Annotated in this window: 11 protein-coding genes and 1 pseudogene; 2 read left to right on the forward strand and 10 right to left on the reverse strand. The window is 57.0% G+C overall.

The annotated features are described in order from the left end of the window. Positions 1-257 precede the first annotated feature (257 nt). From AC3Y2E_RS28160 to AC3Y2E_RS28190, 7 genes are all read right to left on the reverse strand, one after another. Positions 258-1,007 carry a sugar phosphate isomerase/epimerase family protein gene (locus AC3Y2E_RS28160; protein ID WP_379216430.1) on the reverse strand — a complete coding sequence of 250 codons (750 nt, stop codon included), beginning with the start codon at positions 1,005-1,007 and terminating at the stop codon, positions 258-260. A gap of 621 nt (positions 1,008-1,628) precedes the next feature. Further along, positions 1,629-2,045, reverse strand: a complete 417-nt coding sequence (locus AC3Y2E_RS28165; protein ID WP_379216432.1) for a VOC family protein — start codon at positions 2,043-2,045, stop codon at positions 1,629-1,631. Positions 2,046-2,610: 565 nt separating this feature from the next. Further along, positions 2,611-4,614, reverse strand: coding sequence for a glycoside hydrolase family 15 protein (locus AC3Y2E_RS28170; protein WP_379216434.1), 2,004 nt, complete (start codon positions 4,612-4,614; stop codon positions 2,611-2,613). Between the two features lie 136 nt (positions 4,615-4,750). Beyond that, positions 4,751-5,008 (reverse strand): hypothetical protein, encoded by a 258-nt coding sequence (locus AC3Y2E_RS28175; RefSeq protein WP_379216436.1) that lies wholly within the window; start codon positions 5,006-5,008, stop codon positions 4,751-4,753. Positions 5,009-5,067: 59 nt separating this feature from the next. Continuing rightward, the gene (locus tag AC3Y2E_RS28180; RefSeq protein ID WP_379216439.1) at positions 5,068-7,473 is read right to left on the reverse strand and encodes a sugar phosphate nucleotidyltransferase; all 2,406 of its coding nucleotides are present in this window, start codon (positions 7,471-7,473) and stop codon (positions 5,068-5,070) included. Between the two features lie 30 nt (positions 7,474-7,503). Continuing rightward, entirely contained in the window at positions 7,504-10,602 is a 3,099-nt protein-coding gene (locus AC3Y2E_RS28185) for a 1,4-alpha-glucan branching protein domain-containing protein (protein WP_379216441.1), read from the reverse strand. A 234-nt stretch (positions 10,603-10,836) separates the two neighbouring features. Continuing rightward, on the reverse strand, positions 10,837-11,346 hold the full coding sequence (locus tag AC3Y2E_RS28190; protein WP_379216443.1) for a DUF4912 domain-containing protein: 510 nt from the start codon (positions 11,344-11,346) through the stop codon (positions 10,837-10,839). A gap of 584 nt (positions 11,347-11,930) precedes the next feature. On the opposite strand from AC3Y2E_RS28190, the gene AC3Y2E_RS28195 reads away from it, so the two are divergent. Then, positions 11,931-14,198, forward strand: a complete 2,268-nt coding sequence (locus AC3Y2E_RS28195; protein WP_379216445.1) for a helix-turn-helix domain-containing protein — start codon at positions 11,931-11,933, stop codon at positions 14,196-14,198. Positions 14,199-14,354: 156 nt separating this feature from the next. On the opposite strand, the gene AC3Y2E_RS28200 is transcribed toward AC3Y2E_RS28195, so the two are convergent. The 3 genes from AC3Y2E_RS28200 to AC3Y2E_RS28210 form a co-directional block, all read right to left on the reverse strand. Further along, positions 14,355-16,025: an extracellular solute-binding protein gene (locus AC3Y2E_RS28200; protein WP_379216447.1), complete on the reverse strand. Its 1,671-nt coding sequence runs from the start codon at positions 16,023-16,025 to the stop codon at positions 14,355-14,357. Between the two features lie 179 nt (positions 16,026-16,204). Then, complete coding sequence (locus tag AC3Y2E_RS28205) at positions 16,205-17,551, reverse strand: ABC transporter substrate-binding protein (protein ID WP_379216449.1); 1,347 nt, start codon at positions 17,549-17,551, stop codon at positions 16,205-16,207. A gap of 20 nt (positions 17,552-17,571) precedes the next feature. Beyond that, positions 17,572-19,404 (reverse strand): NosD domain-containing protein, encoded by a 1,833-nt coding sequence (locus AC3Y2E_RS28210; RefSeq protein WP_379216451.1) that lies wholly within the window; start codon positions 19,402-19,404, stop codon positions 17,572-17,574. 372 nt (positions 19,405-19,776) lie between these two features. Between AC3Y2E_RS28210 and AC3Y2E_RS28215 the strand changes: the two are divergent. Beyond that, positions 19,777-20,308, forward strand: a pseudogene (locus AC3Y2E_RS28215) (GNAT family N-acetyltransferase). Positions 20,309-20,404: the final 96 nt, after the last annotated feature.

Raw genomic sequence — 20,404 nt, forward strand, 5'->3', positions numbered from 1 at the left:
GATAACATGCCTTACTCTTACAATAGGAGATTTTTTATTTGTTTACCATGAAAATGCATCATTTATTAACATTATTAGTAAATAAAAGAAGATGTTTTATGATGTTAGCTTTTATGCAACGCTAGTGGTCCTAATCGCTCTTATTGGATCAGGCTGCCAATAAGGTAAGCCGCGAATGGATAGCTTCCCTCCAGAACGCTTACGTAGAGGGAAGCCAGAAAAGAAGCCGTCCAGGCCCAATTCCCGGACGGCTTCTCTCAAAGCAAAGCCAGCAACGCTTCCGCATCGCTGCGGAACTGCTCCGGACTGTCGTCCTTCACAAATTCCAGCATCATGTAATGCTTCCCGGCCTGTGCCGCGATGACGGAGACGTACTGCCGCCAGTCGGCCCGGCCTTCGGACAACGGCAGCCGCTGTCCGGGCAGCCAGTGGAACACATGAATATTTGCCAGCCACGGAAGCACGGCGTCCAAGGTACGGCGGGACGCTTCGAAATCTCCCGGATACGGGGGCTGCCAGTTGCAGCGGACGTTCGGATGGTCGATGTCCCGGAGCAGCGCGACCGCTGACTCTGCCGTATCGGTCAGCGTATTCCGGTGATATTCGAAATCGATCGAAATCCCTTCCCGCGCGGCCAGCTCTGCGATCCGCCTCGTATCCTCGGCCACGCCCGTCCGCCATAACACATCCGACACGTCCGAACCGCGGTCCCCCGCCCAAACCCGGATTGCAGGAGCCTGCAGCGCCACAGCCGCACCGAGCACCGCTTCAAATGGCCCGCCCTTCTCGGTATTGCCTGCACAATAATAGGAGCCGTACGAAGCGACCTCCAGCCCGGCCTCCTGGGTGCGTCGTCCTACTTCCGCCGCCCTCTCGATATCGCCATGGGGAACATGGATGTCTCCTCCCCATTCAATTGCATCCAGACCGGTTTCTGCGGCAAGATGCAGCACCTGTTCCCAAGACAATTTGCGAAACGTAACTGATAAAAGCCCGGTTTTGATCATTTGCGTTCCTCCTGCAGCGTTGGTTTTCGTGTTGGCCCTCGCCCAAAATCTGCCTGGCAACCTCGTTGCCTTCCTTCAAATTGCCGGCCGGACCGGAGACGTATCCTGTTAGGCTGTATCTTTGATTGATCTCGTTAAGTTGGAGCCATACTTTCTCGAAACGGTCGGAGCTCATCACAGAGCAAGAGGTGTGAAGAAGCCCGGATGCATCCAAGGCTACGATCGCTCCAAAATAATACCGGCCGTTCCACTCCAGCCGAATGTCGTAGCTGAAATCGTGATCGGCCGTCAGCGTACCCGTTCCATCGCGTTTACCACAATTTCCGTCCGATTTGGCAACATGTCGTACACATTGTTGTACAGCTTGCGGTTGGCATTTAGGAGCATACAGGTCAGCGCTCATAAGAGTTATCGACTAAACTCCCTTAAATGATAAGAAAAGTCTATCACCTCGAAGTGTTAGACTTTCCTTTTTCTAAGGGGAAGGGAAGGTGAAATAGGCCGAACATTCCTTCGTCAAAACTTACTAGGATATGTAATATGTTACCACTCTATCATAATGGCCTTTTCGCTGTAAATAGAGGCCTTTCCTCCTCCGTTACCCATTCCCGTTCATTTCTCTCACTCATAATACCAATCATGATGCTCCGTGTAACCGCTCCACGCAATCAACTTATTCCCGTTTATATCGTGGAAATGGAACGTCCAGCCGCAGCCGGGGCCGCCCTCGATCTCGCTCGTCCGAATGCCGGACGCTGTCAGATCCTTATGGAGGCGCTCCAGATCCGCAACCCGCAAACAGGCGCGAACCCTGTAGTTGTCCGCATCCTTGACATACCAGTAGCTGTCTTCGTTTTGCGTATCCGGACGAAAGAGACATATTCGCATCCCCGAGGCCAGCTTTAGTTCCGCCACCCCTTTGGCGGGCGGGATCAACTCGAACCCGAGATGGTTCACGTACCAGTCCACGGATTGGTTTATATCCTGGACCGGGATTTCCAGCGTCATATCTTTCACTACCAAACTCAGTTTGCTCATATCAGGCACGTCCTCTCAGAAAATAAGAATGATCTCGACTAGTAAACGAAGAATGCTTCAAAAATCTGACACTTGATTTGCAATTGGACGCTCCAAAAGGCCCGGCTCGCACCGGACCTGTTTCAGTACACCTCTTTTACCTTGCTTCTACACAATACCCCTAAACACGATACACGGCTAAATCCGCGATATCTAGCAGATCCCACCAGAATTCATAAGGTTACCGGTCAGCTTTTAAAGCACGAAACCGGATCGGCGTTGACAACCGGTAGCCGAGCTAATTTGTTGATTCGAACGATAGAACGATTGAGTATGAAAAATCACATTCATAATCCGTTCCGCAAGGTACAGTCGATAAATGTATATGAAAAATCATACAGAATGGATCATTTCACGACCGATTCGACGATTGTGTATGAAAAATCACATTCATGGTTCGTTCCATAAGGTGCAGTCGATGAATCTGTATGAAAAATCATACAGATTAGACAATTCCGCAACCGATTCGACGATTTTCTATGAAAAATCACATAAACAGCTCCGGTCGGCTGAGCGGCGAACCGACCTATGGGCCCCTGCTTCCACCATCGCTCCCGCCAACGCTGCCGCGCTCCGCCAGCTCCTTGACCTTGTTTGTATACTTCACAACGGCCAGAACGAATGTGGCGTGCGACCAGGTGAGCGGGGCGACGGACAGCGGGCTGCCGTCGAACGGGTCGAGCTGCTCCGGAAGTACGCCGGTCTCGAGCGTCTGACGGGTCACCCACTCCAGCGTAGCCTTCGGCGATGCCAGGTCCTCCATCGACTTCGCGCACTCAATCTCCCACTCGGCCATCCACAACGTGCAGATGATCCAAGGGTTGCCCGGAATCCGCTCGATATCTGAGGATCGCTGGAAGTAGTAATCGTTTTTATACCTGGCGATGCCTCCCACGCCGGTTTGAATCGTCAACTGCTCCTTCAGGAAATTCATCGTGCTTCGTACCCGCTCGTCGTCCGCCGGCAGCACGCCGAACTCGAATATGCCGTACACGCTGCTTTCGGGCGTCATATCCTTCACCCAGGTGCCGTCCTGCCGGTACAACCCGCGCGCGAACCGGCCGCTTTCCTCATCCCACAAATGCCGCAAAATGCCGGACTTAATATACTCGGCGGTCTGCCGATACCGGTCGCTCCGCTCCGTATCGCCGAACAATTCGCAGAAGTCGGCGGCAGCCTTCAACCCGCCGTAGACGGCCGAAGCGGTGAACGTGTAGATGCCGTACCGTTCCTCCCACAAATCGTAGCTCGGCTTCGGAAGCCGCAGCTCGGTATCGATGTAACTGCGCATAAATTTGGCCGCCTGGCGGATCAAAGTACCGTACAAAGACTGGCACAGCTCGATATTGCCGGATTGCCGGTACATGTGCCACAAGGAGAACAGCACCAGCGCGGTTTCGTCCTCCTGAATCGGCAGCCGCGGCTGACCGCCTGCAATGAACGGATGCCAGCTCGATCCGACCGTCCCGTCCGGGTTGTATTTATGGTGCAAGTATCCTTCCGGCGCGATGACGTCCGCACAAAACTGGTAAAACGGCACCACCGTCTCGTGATACCCCGCCATCGACATCGCATAAGCGACCAGCGCGCCGTCACGCGGCCACATGTAACTGTAGTGATCGCGATTATAATTCATAATGTCGGTGTCGTTGGCAGCCACGATCGCCCCGTGTACGTCCGTTTGGGTGCGGACGATCAGCAGGCTTTGCTTATACAGCGAGACGACCGCTTCCGGCAAATCGGCAAACCGGCGCTCCAGTTTGTTCGACCACCGCTGCCAATAAATTTGCACACGGTCGAGCAGCTTGCCCGGGTCGTTGTCGCGAACGTATTGATCAAGCCTTTTGACCTCGGCCAGCGACTCTCCGACCGACAGCCAGTAATAGCAGTAGTCCGAGCCGCCGGCCTCCAGCTTCAGCCGGAAGCCGATCGTGCTGTCCACCGAGCCTTGGGCGATTGAGTTGCCCATCAGGTGGCCGTCTTCGGCGTCCCTCCACGTCCCTTCCGCGTGATGAAACCGTTTGACGCCCATCGAGAATTGGTCGATGCCCGTACCGCCGGCATGGCCGTTAGCCATAAAATACCGGTTCTTCTTATAGTGAAACACCGTCCGGTTATGCGGGTAATAGGCGGCTGTATCGCCCACCTCGGTTTCATTAATGGCCATATCCTGGGTGAAGAACAGCCGGATCTCCCGTTCCCCCCCGCTCCGGTTGTCGATGCGAATCCGCTTCAAGTAAATATTGTCGCGCTGATGAACGCCGTCATTGATCTCCAGCGACAGCTCCAGCTCCGGATGATAAGCCGTCACCCGGGTTACGAGAGAGTCGGGCACATAGCCGGAGCTCCAGTTCCAGCCTTCCTCGCCCAGCCATACGAACGTTCCGTCCACCCACAAGCCGATTCGGCAAGGATACCCCCCCACATGATTCAATTGCCCGACATACGGATAGTAGAGATCCCGGATACGGGTATACCGGTCCAAATTAATCAACATGCTGCCGTTACCGACGGCAAAATGGCGAGGCATCGTCCGCTCACCCTCTCTAAGAAGTATTCACCGGCTGCATCCCCCCTGGAAACGTGGAGCCGTGTCCTTCCGGACACGGCCCAACGAACGTCGGCAGTTCCGCCCTGCCTCGTGCAAGCTCAGGCACTCTCTCGCTTCACCGTCTTTGCCGGATCGGCATCTGCTTTCGTTCCGCACCAGCCGGCTGTTCGGCCGGCTGCCGCTGCGAACGGCTGCTGGTCATCCGTACGAAACAATCGTACTTATTGGCCGATGAGCCGAGAACCGAGTATTCCTCCCAGGATACGGAGTATACACGCACTTCCCCGGTCGTAAAATGTGCGATCATGCAGGACCGCTCACGGTCGTATTCGACGAACCCGATTTGCTTCGATTCGATCGGGATTTCATTCATTCGCCGCACACCTCGTCTCTGTTCTAGGAACATATATCGCCCGGATCGGCCTGTTCCCGCTATTGAATATGTCGGATTAATTCCTGACGATACCGCTCGGCCAGTTCCATCGCCTTGTCTTCCCGCTCGCCGTGAGCGATCAGCGTAAACTTCGGCTCGTCGGATTCCGGCAGCAGCAGCACCCAGCCGGTCTCGTCATATACTTTAATGCCGTCCAGCAAATCGGCCCGCCGGTTTTTGGCCTGCTCGGTCAAGAGCCTCATCAGCCTCCCCTTCTCGTCCCAGGGCACTTCGATCGAAGTGTGATGCAGCGAGAAAGCCGGCAAAAACTGAAGCAGCTTCGACACGCTCATCCGGCTGTGCAGCACATTACGCGCCAGCAGTCCGAGACCGAACAGCGCATCGTACACCGGATGGAACGGATGCCCGTCTGACGGCTCCATGACGGCTCGAGAACTCCGCTTCGTACGAACGATGCGGTTGCCGAACCCGGACGCCGCCGAATCGAGGAACGACGGAGCGCTGAGCGGCACCCCGATCGTGCGTCCCCGGAAGCAGCGAAAATAGGACATATATAACAGCACGTTGACGTGCTCGCGGGATACCGGATGGCCGGTTTCGTCATACAGCTTGAAGCTTTGGCCGCCTGCCTCGAAGATCACTCCGGCATCGGCCGCCCGCTCCGTTATCGCGGCTTTGAGTCCGGCATCGCCGGGCCCCGGATCGACAAAGGCAATCTCCCAGCGAAAAGCATCCGAAATCTTGCCGACAAGCTTGCGCACGAGTGGATCGGATACCGAGACAACCAGCTTGAGTCCCATCTGGCTGGCGTAGCCGAGCTCGGCGACGATCCGTTTCCCGTACCGTTCGACGATGCTGAGGGCAGCGGTCACTTCGGCGATGCTCGCCGCTTCCGTGCGCGAGTAATCTTCCTGAGCAAACGCGTTGTCGACTTTCCGTTCGGCGCTTTTGCCGATCGGAAGACCCGCCGCATCCAAGCACTCCAAGCGGCAGACGACGCGGCCGCCCGCATTGTCGCACTGTACATGGATGCCTCCGTTCACGTCCAGCGTATGGACGCCGAAGCGCGCGACTGAAGAGCAGCTGTCGCCCGCATCGATGACATCGACGCCGACCGCCTGCAGCGCCGGTACGAGAACCGAGCGGATGAGCCGGGCGAAGCCGTCCGGCGACGAGCTGACCGCGAGCCGTTTGCCTTTAGCCAGCGAGGCTCCGTAAGCGCCGGCGAACTTGACCGCAAAATCCGGCGTGATCTCTTCGTTGGCGTACCCGCTCACCGTGCCGTCCGCAAACATCGGCTTCACCGCATCGTCTCCGCAGATGACGGAGCTGTTCAGCATCGCATGTTCGCGTACCCGTTTGCGCGGCCATATTTTGACACGGGAGAGCACTTGCGCCTTGGGACCGAGCGTACAGTGGCTGCCGATCACGGCGCCGTCCGCGATGACCGTCTCCGGATAGCTGCGGATGCGGCTGCACAGCGTAGCGCCGCTGAGCTCGTTATTTTCGGACAGATAGTTGCTGTCCCACAGAATCGCCTGGCGAAGCGCACAGCCCCGCGCGATCCGGTTGCCCGTTCCGAAAACGCAGTACGGACCGATCGCCGCATCCGGCTCGATCACCGTCCCGTCGCCGATGTATAAGGGACCTTCCCACTTCTCGCTCCCGGGCGGAATCGCCACTTGTTCCCCGACGAAGATGCCGGGCTTCCATTCGTTAGCTTGAATGCGCACATCCACTTTGCGGTCCAGCATATCGAACTGGGCTTGCCGGTACTGCGTCAGATTGCCGATATCCGACCAATACCCTTCCGCCGCATAGCCGAACAGCGGCTCGCCACGTCTCATCAGGAGGGGAAACAGATCGTTGCTGAAATCCTGTTCCTTGCCTTCCTCGACCCACTGAAGCACTTCGGGCTCCATCACGTAAATGCCGGTGTTGACCGTATCACTGAACACTTCGCTCCAATCCGGCTTCTCCAGGAAACGGATGACCTTATCGTCTTCGTCCGTCATCACTACGCCGTATTCGAGCGGATGGTCGACCCGTGTCAGCACGATCGTCGCAAGCGCTTCTTTCCTCCGGTGGTATTCGATCGCGCGGCTGAGGTCAAAGTCGGTCAACGCGTCTCCGCTGATGACGATGAACCGTTCGTCGAGAAATGCCGACGCGTTTTTTACGCTTCCGGCCGTACCGAGCGGCGACTCTTCCTCGAAGTAAAACAGCTCGACTCCGTACTCCCGGCCGTCTCCGAAATAACTTCGGATCACTTCGGGCATGAACTGCATCGTCACTCCGATTTGCGTAATGCCATGCTTCTTGAGCAGCTCGATAATGTATTCCATGCAAGGCCGGTTCAACAGCGGAACCATCGGTTTCGGAAGCTGGCAAGTGAGCGGCCGCAGCCGCGTTCCTTTGCCGCCTGCCATGATGACTGCCTTCAAGCGTTTCCCCCCTGGGTCTTATATATTGAATTACGATTTCAAACGACTGTTAGCGGAAAATGAAATCACTTTCGCGGTATCGCCGGTCCGGTTCGGGCTGCCGCCCCGCTGTGCGCCGGGAACCGTAATCTTTCGCAAACTGGCATGCGGCGCGAGCCCGTCGTACAGCTTCTGCACCTCCCCTGCGATGGCAGACGAACTGTAGCAGGTGCGTACCTGTTCGTAAGCGCGGTCCGCCATCCGTCTCCCCGCCTCGCCGTTCAGCAGTTGCTCTGTCACATGCCAGGCCAGCGATTCGGTATGCCCGGGCAGCGCCTTGAACCCCGTCGTTCCATGCTCGACAATCTCGGCGAGCCCCCCGACATCGGAGACGACGAGCGGCGTCCGCGACGCCATCGCCTCGAGCGCTACGATCCCGAACGGTTCGTACAAGCTTGGAAACACGCACAGATCGGCTGCCGCGTACAAGCCCGCCTTCGTCCCGTCATCGATAAATCCCCAGAACGCGACACGGTCCCCGAGCCCCATCTCGGCGGCGCGCTGCTCCAGCGTCTGACGCATCGGTCCGGCTCCGGCTACGACCAGCTTCGCTCCCGGCACTTGGGCCAGTACCGACGGCATCGCCTCCAGAAGCACCTGCACCCCCTTCTCGTACACCAGGCGCCCAATGAATAGGACGACCCGGTCTCCCGGCTGAAACCAGCTGTGTTTCGCCTCCGTCACACAGCGTTCGCACTCCTCTTCAAGCAGCTCCCGCTCGCCCGGCGACTGTTCCTCCGAACGGCCCGTCGTCCGTCCCGCGGTTCGAATCCCGTTCGGCACGATATCGACCTTGTCCCCGGGCAGCTGAAACAGCCGGACGACCTCTTCCTTCATATACCGGCTGCATACGAAGACGCGGGCCGCCTCGTAAGTCAGCCTCCACTCCAGCTCATGGATGCTGCCGGACAGCGCCGAATGCAGCTTGCCCTGCTGCCTTCCCCATTCCGTGGCATGAATCGTCGCCACCAGCGGCAGCCCGAAGCTGGTCTTCATCTCGCGCGCCGCATGAAATACCATCCAATCGTGCGCATGCAGCAAATCGATGCGGCCGCCGTTTTCTTTCCACGCGACCAGATGATCGGTCATCGCCAGGTTCATTTCGAACGTCCAATGATAAAAGTCGGTGTCTCCGGAGCATAATACCGGCAGCCGGTGCACGTAGACGCCGTTTCGCTTCTCGAACGGCGCGGCGCCCTCAAAGGACGTCGTAACGACATGGACGGCTTCGCCGCGCGCCGCCAGCGCCTCCGCCAAGTCGGCTACCGCCCGCGACAGACCCCCTACATGTTTAGGCGGGTATTCCCAGGCGAGCATAAACGTATTCCGCTTATTCCTCGTATCCTGGAGCACCGCCTCCCACACATCTGCATCCGGGATGAGCGGGATCGGCGAGATCCGGCTTACCGCGGCATAATCTTTGTAGTCCGTTTCCGGGAAGCAAGGATGCCTTCGCTCCAGTGCGGCCACGTAAGGCTCGTCGATCCGCCCCTCCTCCAGCATGGCGCACAGCTTGTGGAAGCAGCCCAGATGCTCTTTCGTCCGCCGGACTGCATAATCGACGACGGTCCGGCTGTCCATAATAAACGCCCAATCGCTGCTCTGGGCCAACATCAGCTCCTTGGCCGCCTGATTCAGCGCCCGCTCCCGCGTCGGTTCGGGCAGTCTGACGCTTCGTATCCCCGCAGAAGGGCCCCCGCCCTGCTCCTGACCGGCAGGTTCTTCGAGCAGACGTTTCGTCGCAAGCCGGACCATCCGCCGTTCTGCCGCATGCAGCCGGCGGTAAATCCAGTCGTTATCCGGCTGAAGCCATACTTCGGACGAATGATTCCGGCCCCAGCTCGAGGCGTTAACCGTGCCCGTGTCGGCAACCGGATATTGCCGCAAATAGTCGCCGGGCGTAGTCATTTTGAGCTGACACTGATCGTGGTACATTTTGCGGCACAGCATATCGATCCATATCGGCCCTTCGTACCACCAATGTCCAAACAGTTCGGCGTCATAAGGAGATACGATCACTGGCAGCCGGTCAAGCCAGCTGTTCCACTCCCCCGCCTGTAGCACGCGGCTCCGGATGAAGTGATCGGCGTGCTCTGCGGCGGCTTTGCGCGCCCATTCGGGATTATAGGGCTCGCGGTGATGGCCGCTTCCCGTAATCCGGTAATATTTCAGCCCCGTATGGATGCGCTCGTGCGTAGGCAGCACGTACGGACGTATGTATTCCCACTCGTCCGCATCGTTCCAGCCCAGATCCCAGCCGATGTCGCGGTAGTATTCCCGGTAATCGTAATGCCCCGGGTACCCGTTCGCCGCGCTCCATACTTGCTCGGACGACTCCGGGTCTCGCGGGAAAGCCGTCACGCCGTACGGCGTCATGAGCGGAGCCGCCAATCCGCGGTTCGGCGCAGGCGACGCATACCGGACCGCCGTAGAATCGCAAATAAAGTAGCGGATGCCCTCCATCTTGAGCAGCCGGTCAATTCCTTCGGCATACCCGCATTCGGGAAGCCATATGCCCGCGGGCTTACGGCCGAAATGCCGCTCGTATTCGCGGATTCCCGTACGGAGCTGGGCGCGGATCGCTTCCTCCGTTTTCATAAGCGGCAAAAAGCCGTGGGTCGCCGCCGATGTCAAAATCTCCAGCTTTCCCATATCCTGCAGCTGCCGGAACGCTCCAATGATGTTATGGCCGCAGCTGTGAAACCTGGCCTGAAGCTTCCGGAACTTATCCGCATACTGTGCCGCCAGCGGATACAGCGCTTTATCGTCTTGAAGCCGGCACTTCTCTTTGTCCGCAAGCTCAATCAGCCGGCCCAGATGCCGGTCGTATCGCTGCTGCATAAGCGGATCATCGCATAACGCGAGCAGAGTGGGGGTCATCGATATCGTCAGACGGAAATCAATCCCGTCCTGGACAAGTCCTTCGAACACCTCAAGCAGCGGCAAGTACGTTTCTGTCATCGCCTCGTAAAACCACCGCTCCTCCATGACGTCCTCCCGGTCGGCATGACGGATATAGGGCAGATGGGCATGTAATATTAGCGCCAGATAGCCTGTGCATTCCGGCTTCGTTTTCCATCGTTTATACATCGGAACCCCCGTCTATGAATCTGCTTCTCTCTCTTGTTTCCGGACATTACTAGTTTTCCGCGCGAAGGCGGAACGGTCTGTACAAACGAAAACGTACACGGGGTCACCGCTAGACAAGCTTCTGCATCGCAGCTGTTCGGTGAAGTTCATTCCAGAGCGCAGGCGGCGGCTTGTTCCTGGCCGGAAATTCGCGGTTCGCTTTCGTGCTTGGCGAACTTGCCGGTTCCGAAACGCTCAACAAGACTGGCAGCGTTCAAAGGTTTCTAGGCTGTGTGGCGGAATGTACGCCGGGGGGTGAGGATTTGACGCTTCGGGGACGACGCTAACGATCGGCTCGCCCCAGCCGGCCGGACAGTCCCGGGCGGTTCGGACGGCGTTCGACCGGATAAACGGGACGAACTGGCGTTCCCATGTATACACGCCATAATCGGCTACGTATACCGTGTTGGCATTCAGACCGGGCACGTACCAGTTGTCGGCTTCCGGAGTCAGTCCGATATCGCGGACCTCGTTCGCATTGTGCCCGTCAAACCATTTATGGGTGACATCATACAGGCGCAGCACCTTGGGCAATTCGCTCCAGTCGCAGCCGAAATGCTGCGAGGCGAGCCATTTTTTCCGGTCGGTTATCTCCCAATACGCATACAGCGTATGGGCGTCCCGCGCCATCAGCCTTAAAGTGCTTGCCCGGAGCGCACGAGGCGTCTCCCAGCTTTCTTCGCTTTCCATCCTGCTTTCGTTCAAACGGCTCCCCCTTTCAACTTGGATACTTTTTACAATACGATACGTTTTTCAATTTTATGCCTACAGTTGTGACCAACGTTTGTACACAAGTTTGCGGACATGGCGAAGGGGCAGCGCAGACAAACCCGCGCGCCTGGAGATAAACTAGCAGTAGTCCAATCGTTATTTTGTCAATTTGGGATGCTCTCGAGTACGTCCAACCGCGCCTTGTCACAGTGGGATATTCGGTGATAATCGCTCTTATTTGGAACTTAGAGGAGGAATCCTCCCAATTAAGAGCTGCTATTATCTCTTATCCGCCGAAGTCAGACTTGGAACGTCTTGGAACGTCTTGGAACATTTTTAGCTTTTCACACCCCGGCACATCTTGACACACCTCGATACACCTTAGGCACGCTTGAGCACACCTCAATACCTCCCGGCACGACACATCATGGTCATACGCTTTGCCGTCCCCGTCTCACTTTACAGTTTCTTCACCTTTTTTTGCATGCAACCGCTCCGATTGTACGGTACAATTACGTTACGTTGTGAAGCGCTTTCGCAAAAGATGATGCATCCGAAGTAAAGGGGTCTGGCGAATCTTGTTGAAATTACCGCTCAAAGTCAACTCTCTGCTGGTCAAAAGCTTAATCAGCTTCCTGGCGATTATCGCGCTGCTGGCCTCCTTTAATTTCCTCTCGTTCGCCTTCTTCAAAACCAATATCGAGCGCGAAATTATACAAAATAACCGGGTGGCTCTTAAAACCGCCGCGGACCGGTACGAGAAACATATCGCCATCATCAAAACGATGCTGTTCAAGCTGTACCAGAACGAGCAGGTCGTATCCTTCGGCCGGCAGCTTGCCGCCAAGGACCCGGGAGCGGTCAATTACCTGAAACCTGCCGACATCGTGGAGAGCATCCGGCGGGATATCAACAACCCGTTTCTCTACATGGACAATGTGTTCGTGTATTACGCCGCCGCCTCGTTCACCGTCGACAAAAACGGCACCGGCGACGCGGCCCGGACGTTCTCGCAATTTTATGTAAGCGAGCCGTATACGCTCGAGTTCTGGAACCGGCAATTTTCGCAGGCCGCTACGACCCAGCTGCTTCCGAACCGGCTGTTCTCGATCGTCTCGTCGGATAAGCAGAACAAGCAGCTGATTCCGATGACGGTCAAGCTGCCGGGTTACCCGCATATGATTATCGGCATGCTGGACGCCGGACAGCTGTACGAGTCGTTCTACGGCAACGACGGCCCGGCGTTTACGATCGTGCATTCGAACGGATCGGTCATATTCGATTCCTCAGGCCCGGACACTGCAAGCAAGCCGATACCGCTGGCGGCAGATCAAGATTACACGCTGCAGGATAATACGTACTACTTTACATACGACAGCGAAGAAACGAATCTGACCTACATGACGTCCGTGCCGTATTCGAGCATCGCTTCGCAAATCCGCAAGCTGGAAGTGACGCTGCTTGTCCTGTTTGCCGTGTCGGTTGCGATCGCGGTCGCCGCCTCGGTCGTATTCAGCCGCAAAATCAACGCACCGGTGAAGCAAATCATTGCATCGCTGCGCCTTCGCAGTCCCGAGGTGGTTAGCAGCAGCATTTACGAATTTAAGCTGATTAACGAAATATCCCGGGAGCTGATTCGCGAGCGCAACGAAATTCATGAAGATCTGCAAAGCAAAACGTCGCTGCTCACCGACTTCGGCTACATCAGCAAATTAAAAAAGCTCGCCTCCGGCTCCAACGAATGGAAAGATACGATCGTGCAGAACCGGCCGTTCCGGATTGTCCTGTTCCAGCTGCATATCCGCACCAGCAGGCACCAAGCCATGCCGGCGAAGCCGGATCGTCTTACATACGCCGCCCGGGAATGCATCGATCTGATGTTCGCCGAGCCGTTCCCGAACTCGCGGACGCTGCAGATGGAGAGCAACCAGCTCGTATCGGTCGTATTCGGCGACGATCGGCGCGAACTGCTGGAGCGGACGCTGTCGGCGTTGAAGGCGATATTCGATCAGGACAGCGGCCATTATGCGGTTACCGCGGCCGTCAGCTCGTTTTATCCCGAAGGGTCGGACTTCAATCTGGCTTATCGGGAGACGCTGGAGCGAGCCCGGCAAGCCAGGCTTCAGGACGGCATGCAGCTGATCTGGGACGATGTGCGGGAGGTCCATCATTTCGTCTTCACAGCCCAGGAGGAACAAGAGCTTTACAGCCATTTGCAGGAAGGCGGAGGAGCCGCATGCGTGCAGCTCGTCGTTCGGACGCTGGAGCATATGGCGAGGAAAGAAGCGTTTCGCGTCCAATACCGGACCTTCGCCCAAGGCGTGGCGGCCAAAGTGCTGAAAGTGACGGACAAGGCGAAAATCGAGCCGGAACCGGCCGGTCAGTTAAGCGATATGGTGGCGGACTTGGAGGATTGCTTTACGCTTGACGACTACAAGCGTTTCCTGGAGACGTTCATTGTGGTCGCCGCCGAAGCGGTCAAGAGGAGACGGGACGAGAAAGACCCGGTGGTCGAGTTTTTCTTCGCTTATTTGGAGGAGCATTACTCCGAGGATCTGTCGCTGGATTCCGTCGCGGACCGGATGAACATGTCGAGCACGTACTTGTCCGCTTATATTAAAGAGAAGACGGGGACGAACTTCAGCGATCATCTGAACAACGTGCGCATCCGCCAGGCCAAGGAAATGCTGGCCGGCACGAATATGAGCATCCGCGACATCGGCGAGAAGATCGGTTACCGCAACGACACCTCGTTTATCCGGATGTTCAAAAAAAGCTCCGGCCTCACCCCCGGCGACTACCGGAAAAGAGCGGCGCTCGAGGGCAATGCCGGATTGCAGTTATAACCGTATGCCGCATGCGGCATGCCCGTACTTATTGTTGCCCGTGCCGGCGCCATTCTCGTTGCGGAAGATTGCAGACCGCTTCCGGCCCTTCACCGAAGCCGCAGCGCAGTGGCAGGTGTAGCCGGCCCGGAAGGGCAAGCAAGACCCGCAGATGGATCAGCGCTGTTGCAGGCCCTCTGGAGATGCCGGAGCGTTCACATAAGCCTGATACGCCTCGTTATACAGCAACATATACGAATCCAGACCGATCATCTTTAGATGCGAGATGTATTTGTCCCAGTCGGAGAAAGGGAGGTCCCCGGTAATGAACTTCGCCTGCGTGCTGTTGACGTAGGAGTTGATCTCCGTTCCGAGCGTTCCCGGGGAGAAGTTGAACGGATTCCATATTTCCTTAACGGCGTAAGGCTTTACTTTGCGGGCCGCCTCGACCGATTCCGGCAAGCTCTCGGACCCTTTGAACAACGGCTGCCGGACGAAGCCGGGGTAGCTTCCCCCCAGCCAGGTCACATATGGCGTGAGCGCCTGCTCGATCGTAAGACCGTCCTTATTGTCGATTATGCCCGGCAAGTAGCGCAGCTCGCCGTCTGCCGTCTCCTCGTAGCTCTCGCCCGGAATTCCCATATAAAACAACTTGCTGCCCTCCTCGCCGAACAAATAATCGATCCAGCGCACGGTCGCTTCCGGGTACTGATTTTTGTTCGTGATCGCAAACGCCCCGACGTGGACAAGCGGCGCTTTCACATGAGAGTACAGCCTGTCCCCGTGCGGGCCGGTCAAAGCCGGAGAACCGACGTAACCGCTCTGATTCATCAGGGTGTACGGGCTCGGCATCACCATGGAGCCGTAGAGTCCCTGCGTGCCTTTGGCATAAAACTCGCTGCTGCCGATCGTGAATATGTCTTTTTCGATCAGCCCTTCGGCGTACAGCCTGTGCACATACTCCAGCACTTCCTTATACTTCGGGTCTGCCGGGATGAACCTCAGCCGCCCGGTCGCCTCGTCCAAATCGACGAACGGATTGGCCAGCCCCCGGTTGCCGAGTCCCCAGGCTCCCTTTACATGATGAATGAGCACATTGATCCCGAGACCTCCGTACGGAATCTCGTCGGCCGCCCCGTTGCCGTTCAGGTCCGTCTGTTTGACCGCTTTTAAATACGCGTACAGCTCCTCGGTCGTCTCCGGCTCCGGCAGGCCGAGCTGCTCCAACCAGTTGCGGTTCAGCCACAGCGGCGTGCCGATCAGCATCGACAAAAAGTCCGGATCGTAGAAGGAAGGGATCGAATAGATATGCCCGTCCGGCATCGTGAGCGACCGGCGTAATTCCGGGTACCGCTCCAGCAAGCTTTTAATATTCGGGGCATACTGTTCGATCAGATCGTCCAACGCGACGATCACGCCCTCCTTGCCGTATCGCATCAGCTCGGGTTGGGTTAACCTCGCCGCGTAAAACGCATCCGGATAAGTTCCGGTAGCCAGCGCCAGCCGCCGTTCCTCCCCGATGCTTTCGAACGGGGCGAGCCGGAACCGGACGTGCAGGTTCGTTTTCTCGGCGTAATGCTTCCAGAGCATCACTTCGTTCCAATCGGATGCGCTCGTAGCTGCCTTGCCGGCCAAAAACGTAAGCTCCACCGGCCTGCTTACGATCGGCATTCCTTCCGGAAGCAGGAGGGGCGGTTCCCCGGCTGTAGCGGCAGGTCCTGTCGACTCCCGGTTCATCCATACGACCCAACAGACGGCCAGCAGCAACGCCGCAGCGATCGCCGCCGTCACCTTTAAGCCGCCGCTTCGCTTCACCGCACCCAACCGTTTCAGAATCTCCACCGGCATCCCCTCCCTCCCACTTTGTTTTCGACTATTTCCGTCCCCTTAACCGCTCTTGCATTATACCAAAACGGGAGCGCTCCGGGCAGCCGTTACGAAAGTTTAACAGCAAGCGGGAAAGCGATTTCCCGGCGAAGCGTATCCGCAGCAATCTTGGTTCGTGACGTTTCGCCGGCGTTAACCCGTTACTTCGCCTGCTGCAGCTGGTCCTGAATATGTTTGTCCATCAGCTCGTCGTAGCTGCGCAGCGCCGTATTGATGTCCACTTTGTTTTTGACGACTTGGGTCGCCACCTTCGTAATCTCGTTAAACGCTTTGTTCGCATACAGCGTCGAAGGGAATGGTTTGGCCGGAGCCGTTTTGAAGATCGCCTGAACGTTTTTCCCTTTCAAAATATCGAGGTTTTTGCCGAATTCGTCCTGGTACTTCTTATTCCCAAGCACCGACACCCGGCCGTTATGCGCCATATCCAGCTGAACTTCGTCGGAGACGACGGTGCCCACTACCTGCATCGCCGCTTCCTTGTTCTTGCTCGTACTCGGTACGATCATGACGTGCAGGTCGATCTGTGTTCCGACGCCCGGCTTATCCGGCCAGACGGGGTATGTCGCGATATCCCAGTTCGGGAACTGATCCTTGACTTCGGCCAGATTCGGAAGCCAGTTGAGGCCGGCGAGCATCGCGAGCTTGCGGTCTTTGACGAAAGCATTTATGCCGGAGCTGAACGTCTGGATCGTCGAATTGCCGGGAATCTCGTACACGTCTTTGGCCATCTCGATGACTTTTTTCCATTCGTCCGTCTGGCCGAGCGATTTGAACGTTTTCGGATCGACAAGCGGCAGCCCGCGCTGGGAGCCTGCGCGATACACCGAATCCGGCTCGAAGCCGCGGTATTGGATGTCGTCCTCTTTGCGGGTCAGCTTTTTGGCCAGCTCGGTCGCGTCCTGCCACGTCAAGCCGTCCTTCGGATAAGCGACTCCGTATTTATCGAAGATGTCCTTGTTGTAATAAAGCGCGTTAAAATGCATCGTGTAAGGGATGCCCATCAAATAATCGTTTTCGCTCGTAATTTTAACCGCCTCGATCGCAGACGGGTTAAACTTGCCGAGCTCGATCTTCTCGGACTTGATCAAGCCGGACAAATCCTGATCCATCTTCAGCCGCTTCAGATCGGGCAGCAGCAGCGAGGTGTGGAAAATAATATCCGGCAGGTCTCCTGCGGCCAGCAGGTTTTCAAACGAATTCGTCTTATCGTCCAGCACGATCCGTTTCACCGTGATGTGCGGATACTTTTTGCTTACCGGCTCTACGATATAGCGCTGGATTTCGGCTTCGGTCAAATACCCTGTCGCCCGCACGCCGATCGTTACCGTGACCGGCTCGGCTTTCTTCGCGGCTTGCTGAGCCGCGCTGTCTCCGTCCTTCGTCTGGCCGCCCGCTTCCGAGCCGCCTCCTCCCGCACCGCCGCAAGAACTCAGCAGCAGCGCCGTACACAATCCCAAGCTAAGTAAAGATACCGGTTTTTTCAACATTACATCCATTCCCCCGTTAGTTATTGTAAAGTTGCCGTTAAGACGCCCGAAGCGTCGACCGTCACTTTGTAGCTGTCGCCTGTCGGCGAATACAGTAGAAGCATGTCGCCTGAAGTCGGCGAGCTGTTCCGATACGCTCCCGATACGCCTTCCAGACGGTTGCCGGACGTCTCGATGTGCTGGCTGGTCGCGACGATTTGCAGCCCGTACCGAGTCTGATTGCCGCTATCGGCCTGCCGGACCCGGTTCTCCACGACCGCCCCGTCGGAATTCGCTGTGCTGACGATAATCCCGTCGTATCGGTTATGCTCGAGTCGGCCGGCCGCTTCGATCGTATTGCGGCGGATGCCGAACCGGGACGTCTCGCTTAGCGATATCCCGTAATACCCGCAGACGGACACGTCGTTGCCGACTATCGTTACGTTCCGGCACTTCGCCGATTCGATGCCGTTCACCGTGATGTTCCCGACCCGGTTGCCTTCCACCTGGGCATCCGCCGTATTCTCGAGATGGATGCCCCGGCGTGCGTTATTCACGATATTCCCCTCGATGCGGACAAAGCGGCACCACGAAGTCGCGATCCCGTGCTTGTTCACCCCTGCGTCGCGCACCGTGTTATGAACGATGGAAACTTCCTCGACCCGGGCCTGCTCGTGCCCGTAGCATACGATCCCGCCGTACGCCTCCGCGCCGGAAACCGTGTTGTTCACGATCCGGATGCCCCGCCCGGCTTGAGGGGTGCCCCGTTGAACGCCGTTCTTGTCCTTGGTCGATTCACTGTTCGGGGAAGGCGTACTGACCGTAATCCCGCCTCCGCAGTTCAGAATCGTGTTGCCGTCAACCAGGCAATCGTTCCACTTGAACAGCCGGATCGCCCAGTAGGACAAGCCTTCGAACGTATTCTCCAGAATTTTGATATTGCCGGACCATACATCATGAATCGCTCCATGCGTCCCTACTCCCCCCGCCCAGGCGGTCGTTCCAGGGGTGCCGCTCGCTCCGAAATAACAGCCCCGCACCGTAATGTTCCGACACGGCGTGCCGTCATGCTTGCCGAAGCCTCCAAAGCTGAGCGGGGTTGGCACGTCGATCTGAATCGCTTCGGAGAAATAACGCGATCCGTCTTCGGCGTTTCTGAAGCCGAGGAACCGGCAATGCTCGATCAGCACGTCGCGGCTCGCATTGATTTCGATCGCATGAGCCCATACGACGTCCTTGATCGTCACGTCCCGGACCGTTATACCGCGGGCATGTCCGAAGTTGAACCCGTTGTAGGCGTCGGGATACTGCAAAATGTTGCCGTCCCATATCCCGCCTTCAATCGAGATGTTCCCGTGCCCTTCGTACCCGTCATACTGGGCTCCGCCGTCGCCGTTCAGCAAGAAGCTGTCGTTGTGGCAGCGCAGCAGAACGGCGCCCGGATGAACGATCAGGCTCGTATTGCGGTAAATGCGGAGCATCCGGCCCAGCTTGTACGTGCCGCGCGGGATGTACAGTACAGCGGCGCCATCCGCCACAGCCCGGTTCAAGAGCTGCTGGAACGCATCGGCATCGTCCGTCAGCCCGTCGCCTTTCGCCCCGTATTCGCAAACGTTGTGCCAGTCCACATGTCCCTTATGTCCGGCGTGCCCGTTGCCGCCGGGGCCATGCCCGCCTCCGCCGTAGACGTGGCCGCTAACCTGCGCGTTCTCTGCGTAGGTGCGGTTCCCCCCCAGCACCGCATGAGCGGTCAGCGATACGCCGGCTGCGCCGAGCGCGGCGAGTACGGCCCTCCGGCTTACCGATCGCTCCTTATCTCCAGAACCGGTGTATGCCGGCGAAGACGGAATTCCTTCCTTTCTGTCGTTCTCCATGTGAGCCCCTCCTTCATTTGCGATGAATTGGAAGTTACGCTCTCATCGTAATCGGGCCGGGGGGAACCGGCTATTCACACCTTTCATGATTCCGTGCAGATGCCGGGATCATCGTAACGATTGCACGAAATCGTAACAGATGACAGTCGGCGCGGACGGCCTCCGATCCCTTTCAGATAAACATTCGAGCGCAATAAACAAGCATTGATGACGGACGCGGCTGTTGCAAACTTGTATGTGTCGGTTCATACTGGGAAAAGGTGGATTTTTCGTGGGGAAGGTGGGTCTGGTTGCGGCGTTCAAAGCAAACAACTATTGAATAATCGGCTCTGGGGTGCTAGTATGGATCAAATTTCAAGAAGAGGTGATTCCATGCAGCCAACCGTTACGCTGGTAAAGCCAGCTGCCGAATACGAGAAGCGTTATATCGAGTTTTACGAGGATTGGGTCCGGAGCGGAGAAGACATCGTCCCGTGGGTGGTCGAGAAAGATCCATCGGATTTTGCAGCGATGCTCGAATTTCTGTACTCCCAAGATTCCGAGGAGAAGCTGACCGAGGAGGGCTGGGTTCCCCATTCGACCTACTGGCTGCTGAATGAGGCGCAGGAGCTCGTCGGAGCGGTCAATATCCGGCATCGGCTGAACCCGAAGCTTCTGCGGAGTGGAGGTCACATCGGGTATGGCATACGCCCTTCCCAGAGGAGAAAAGGGTACGCCACGGCTCTCCTATCGCTGGCTCTGCTCAAAAACGAAAGAGCTCGGAGTGGACCAAGCCCTCGTCGTGTGCGATCGGGATAACGCCGGTTCGGAAAGGACGATTCTCAAAAACGGCGGAGTATTCGAATCCGAACATGTCGAGGAAAACGGGAATATGGTCAAACGGTTTTGGATCTCCCTGCGTTAGCTGGTCAGATTCAGTAAAGGTTGGCGTAAGTGGCAGGTTTTTAGGAGCAGAGAGGTGCGGCTTCGCTTAAAACTATAAGCTTTGCCTTAAAAAAGA

It is taken from the genome of Paenibacillus sp. MAH-35 (assembly GCF_058135425.1).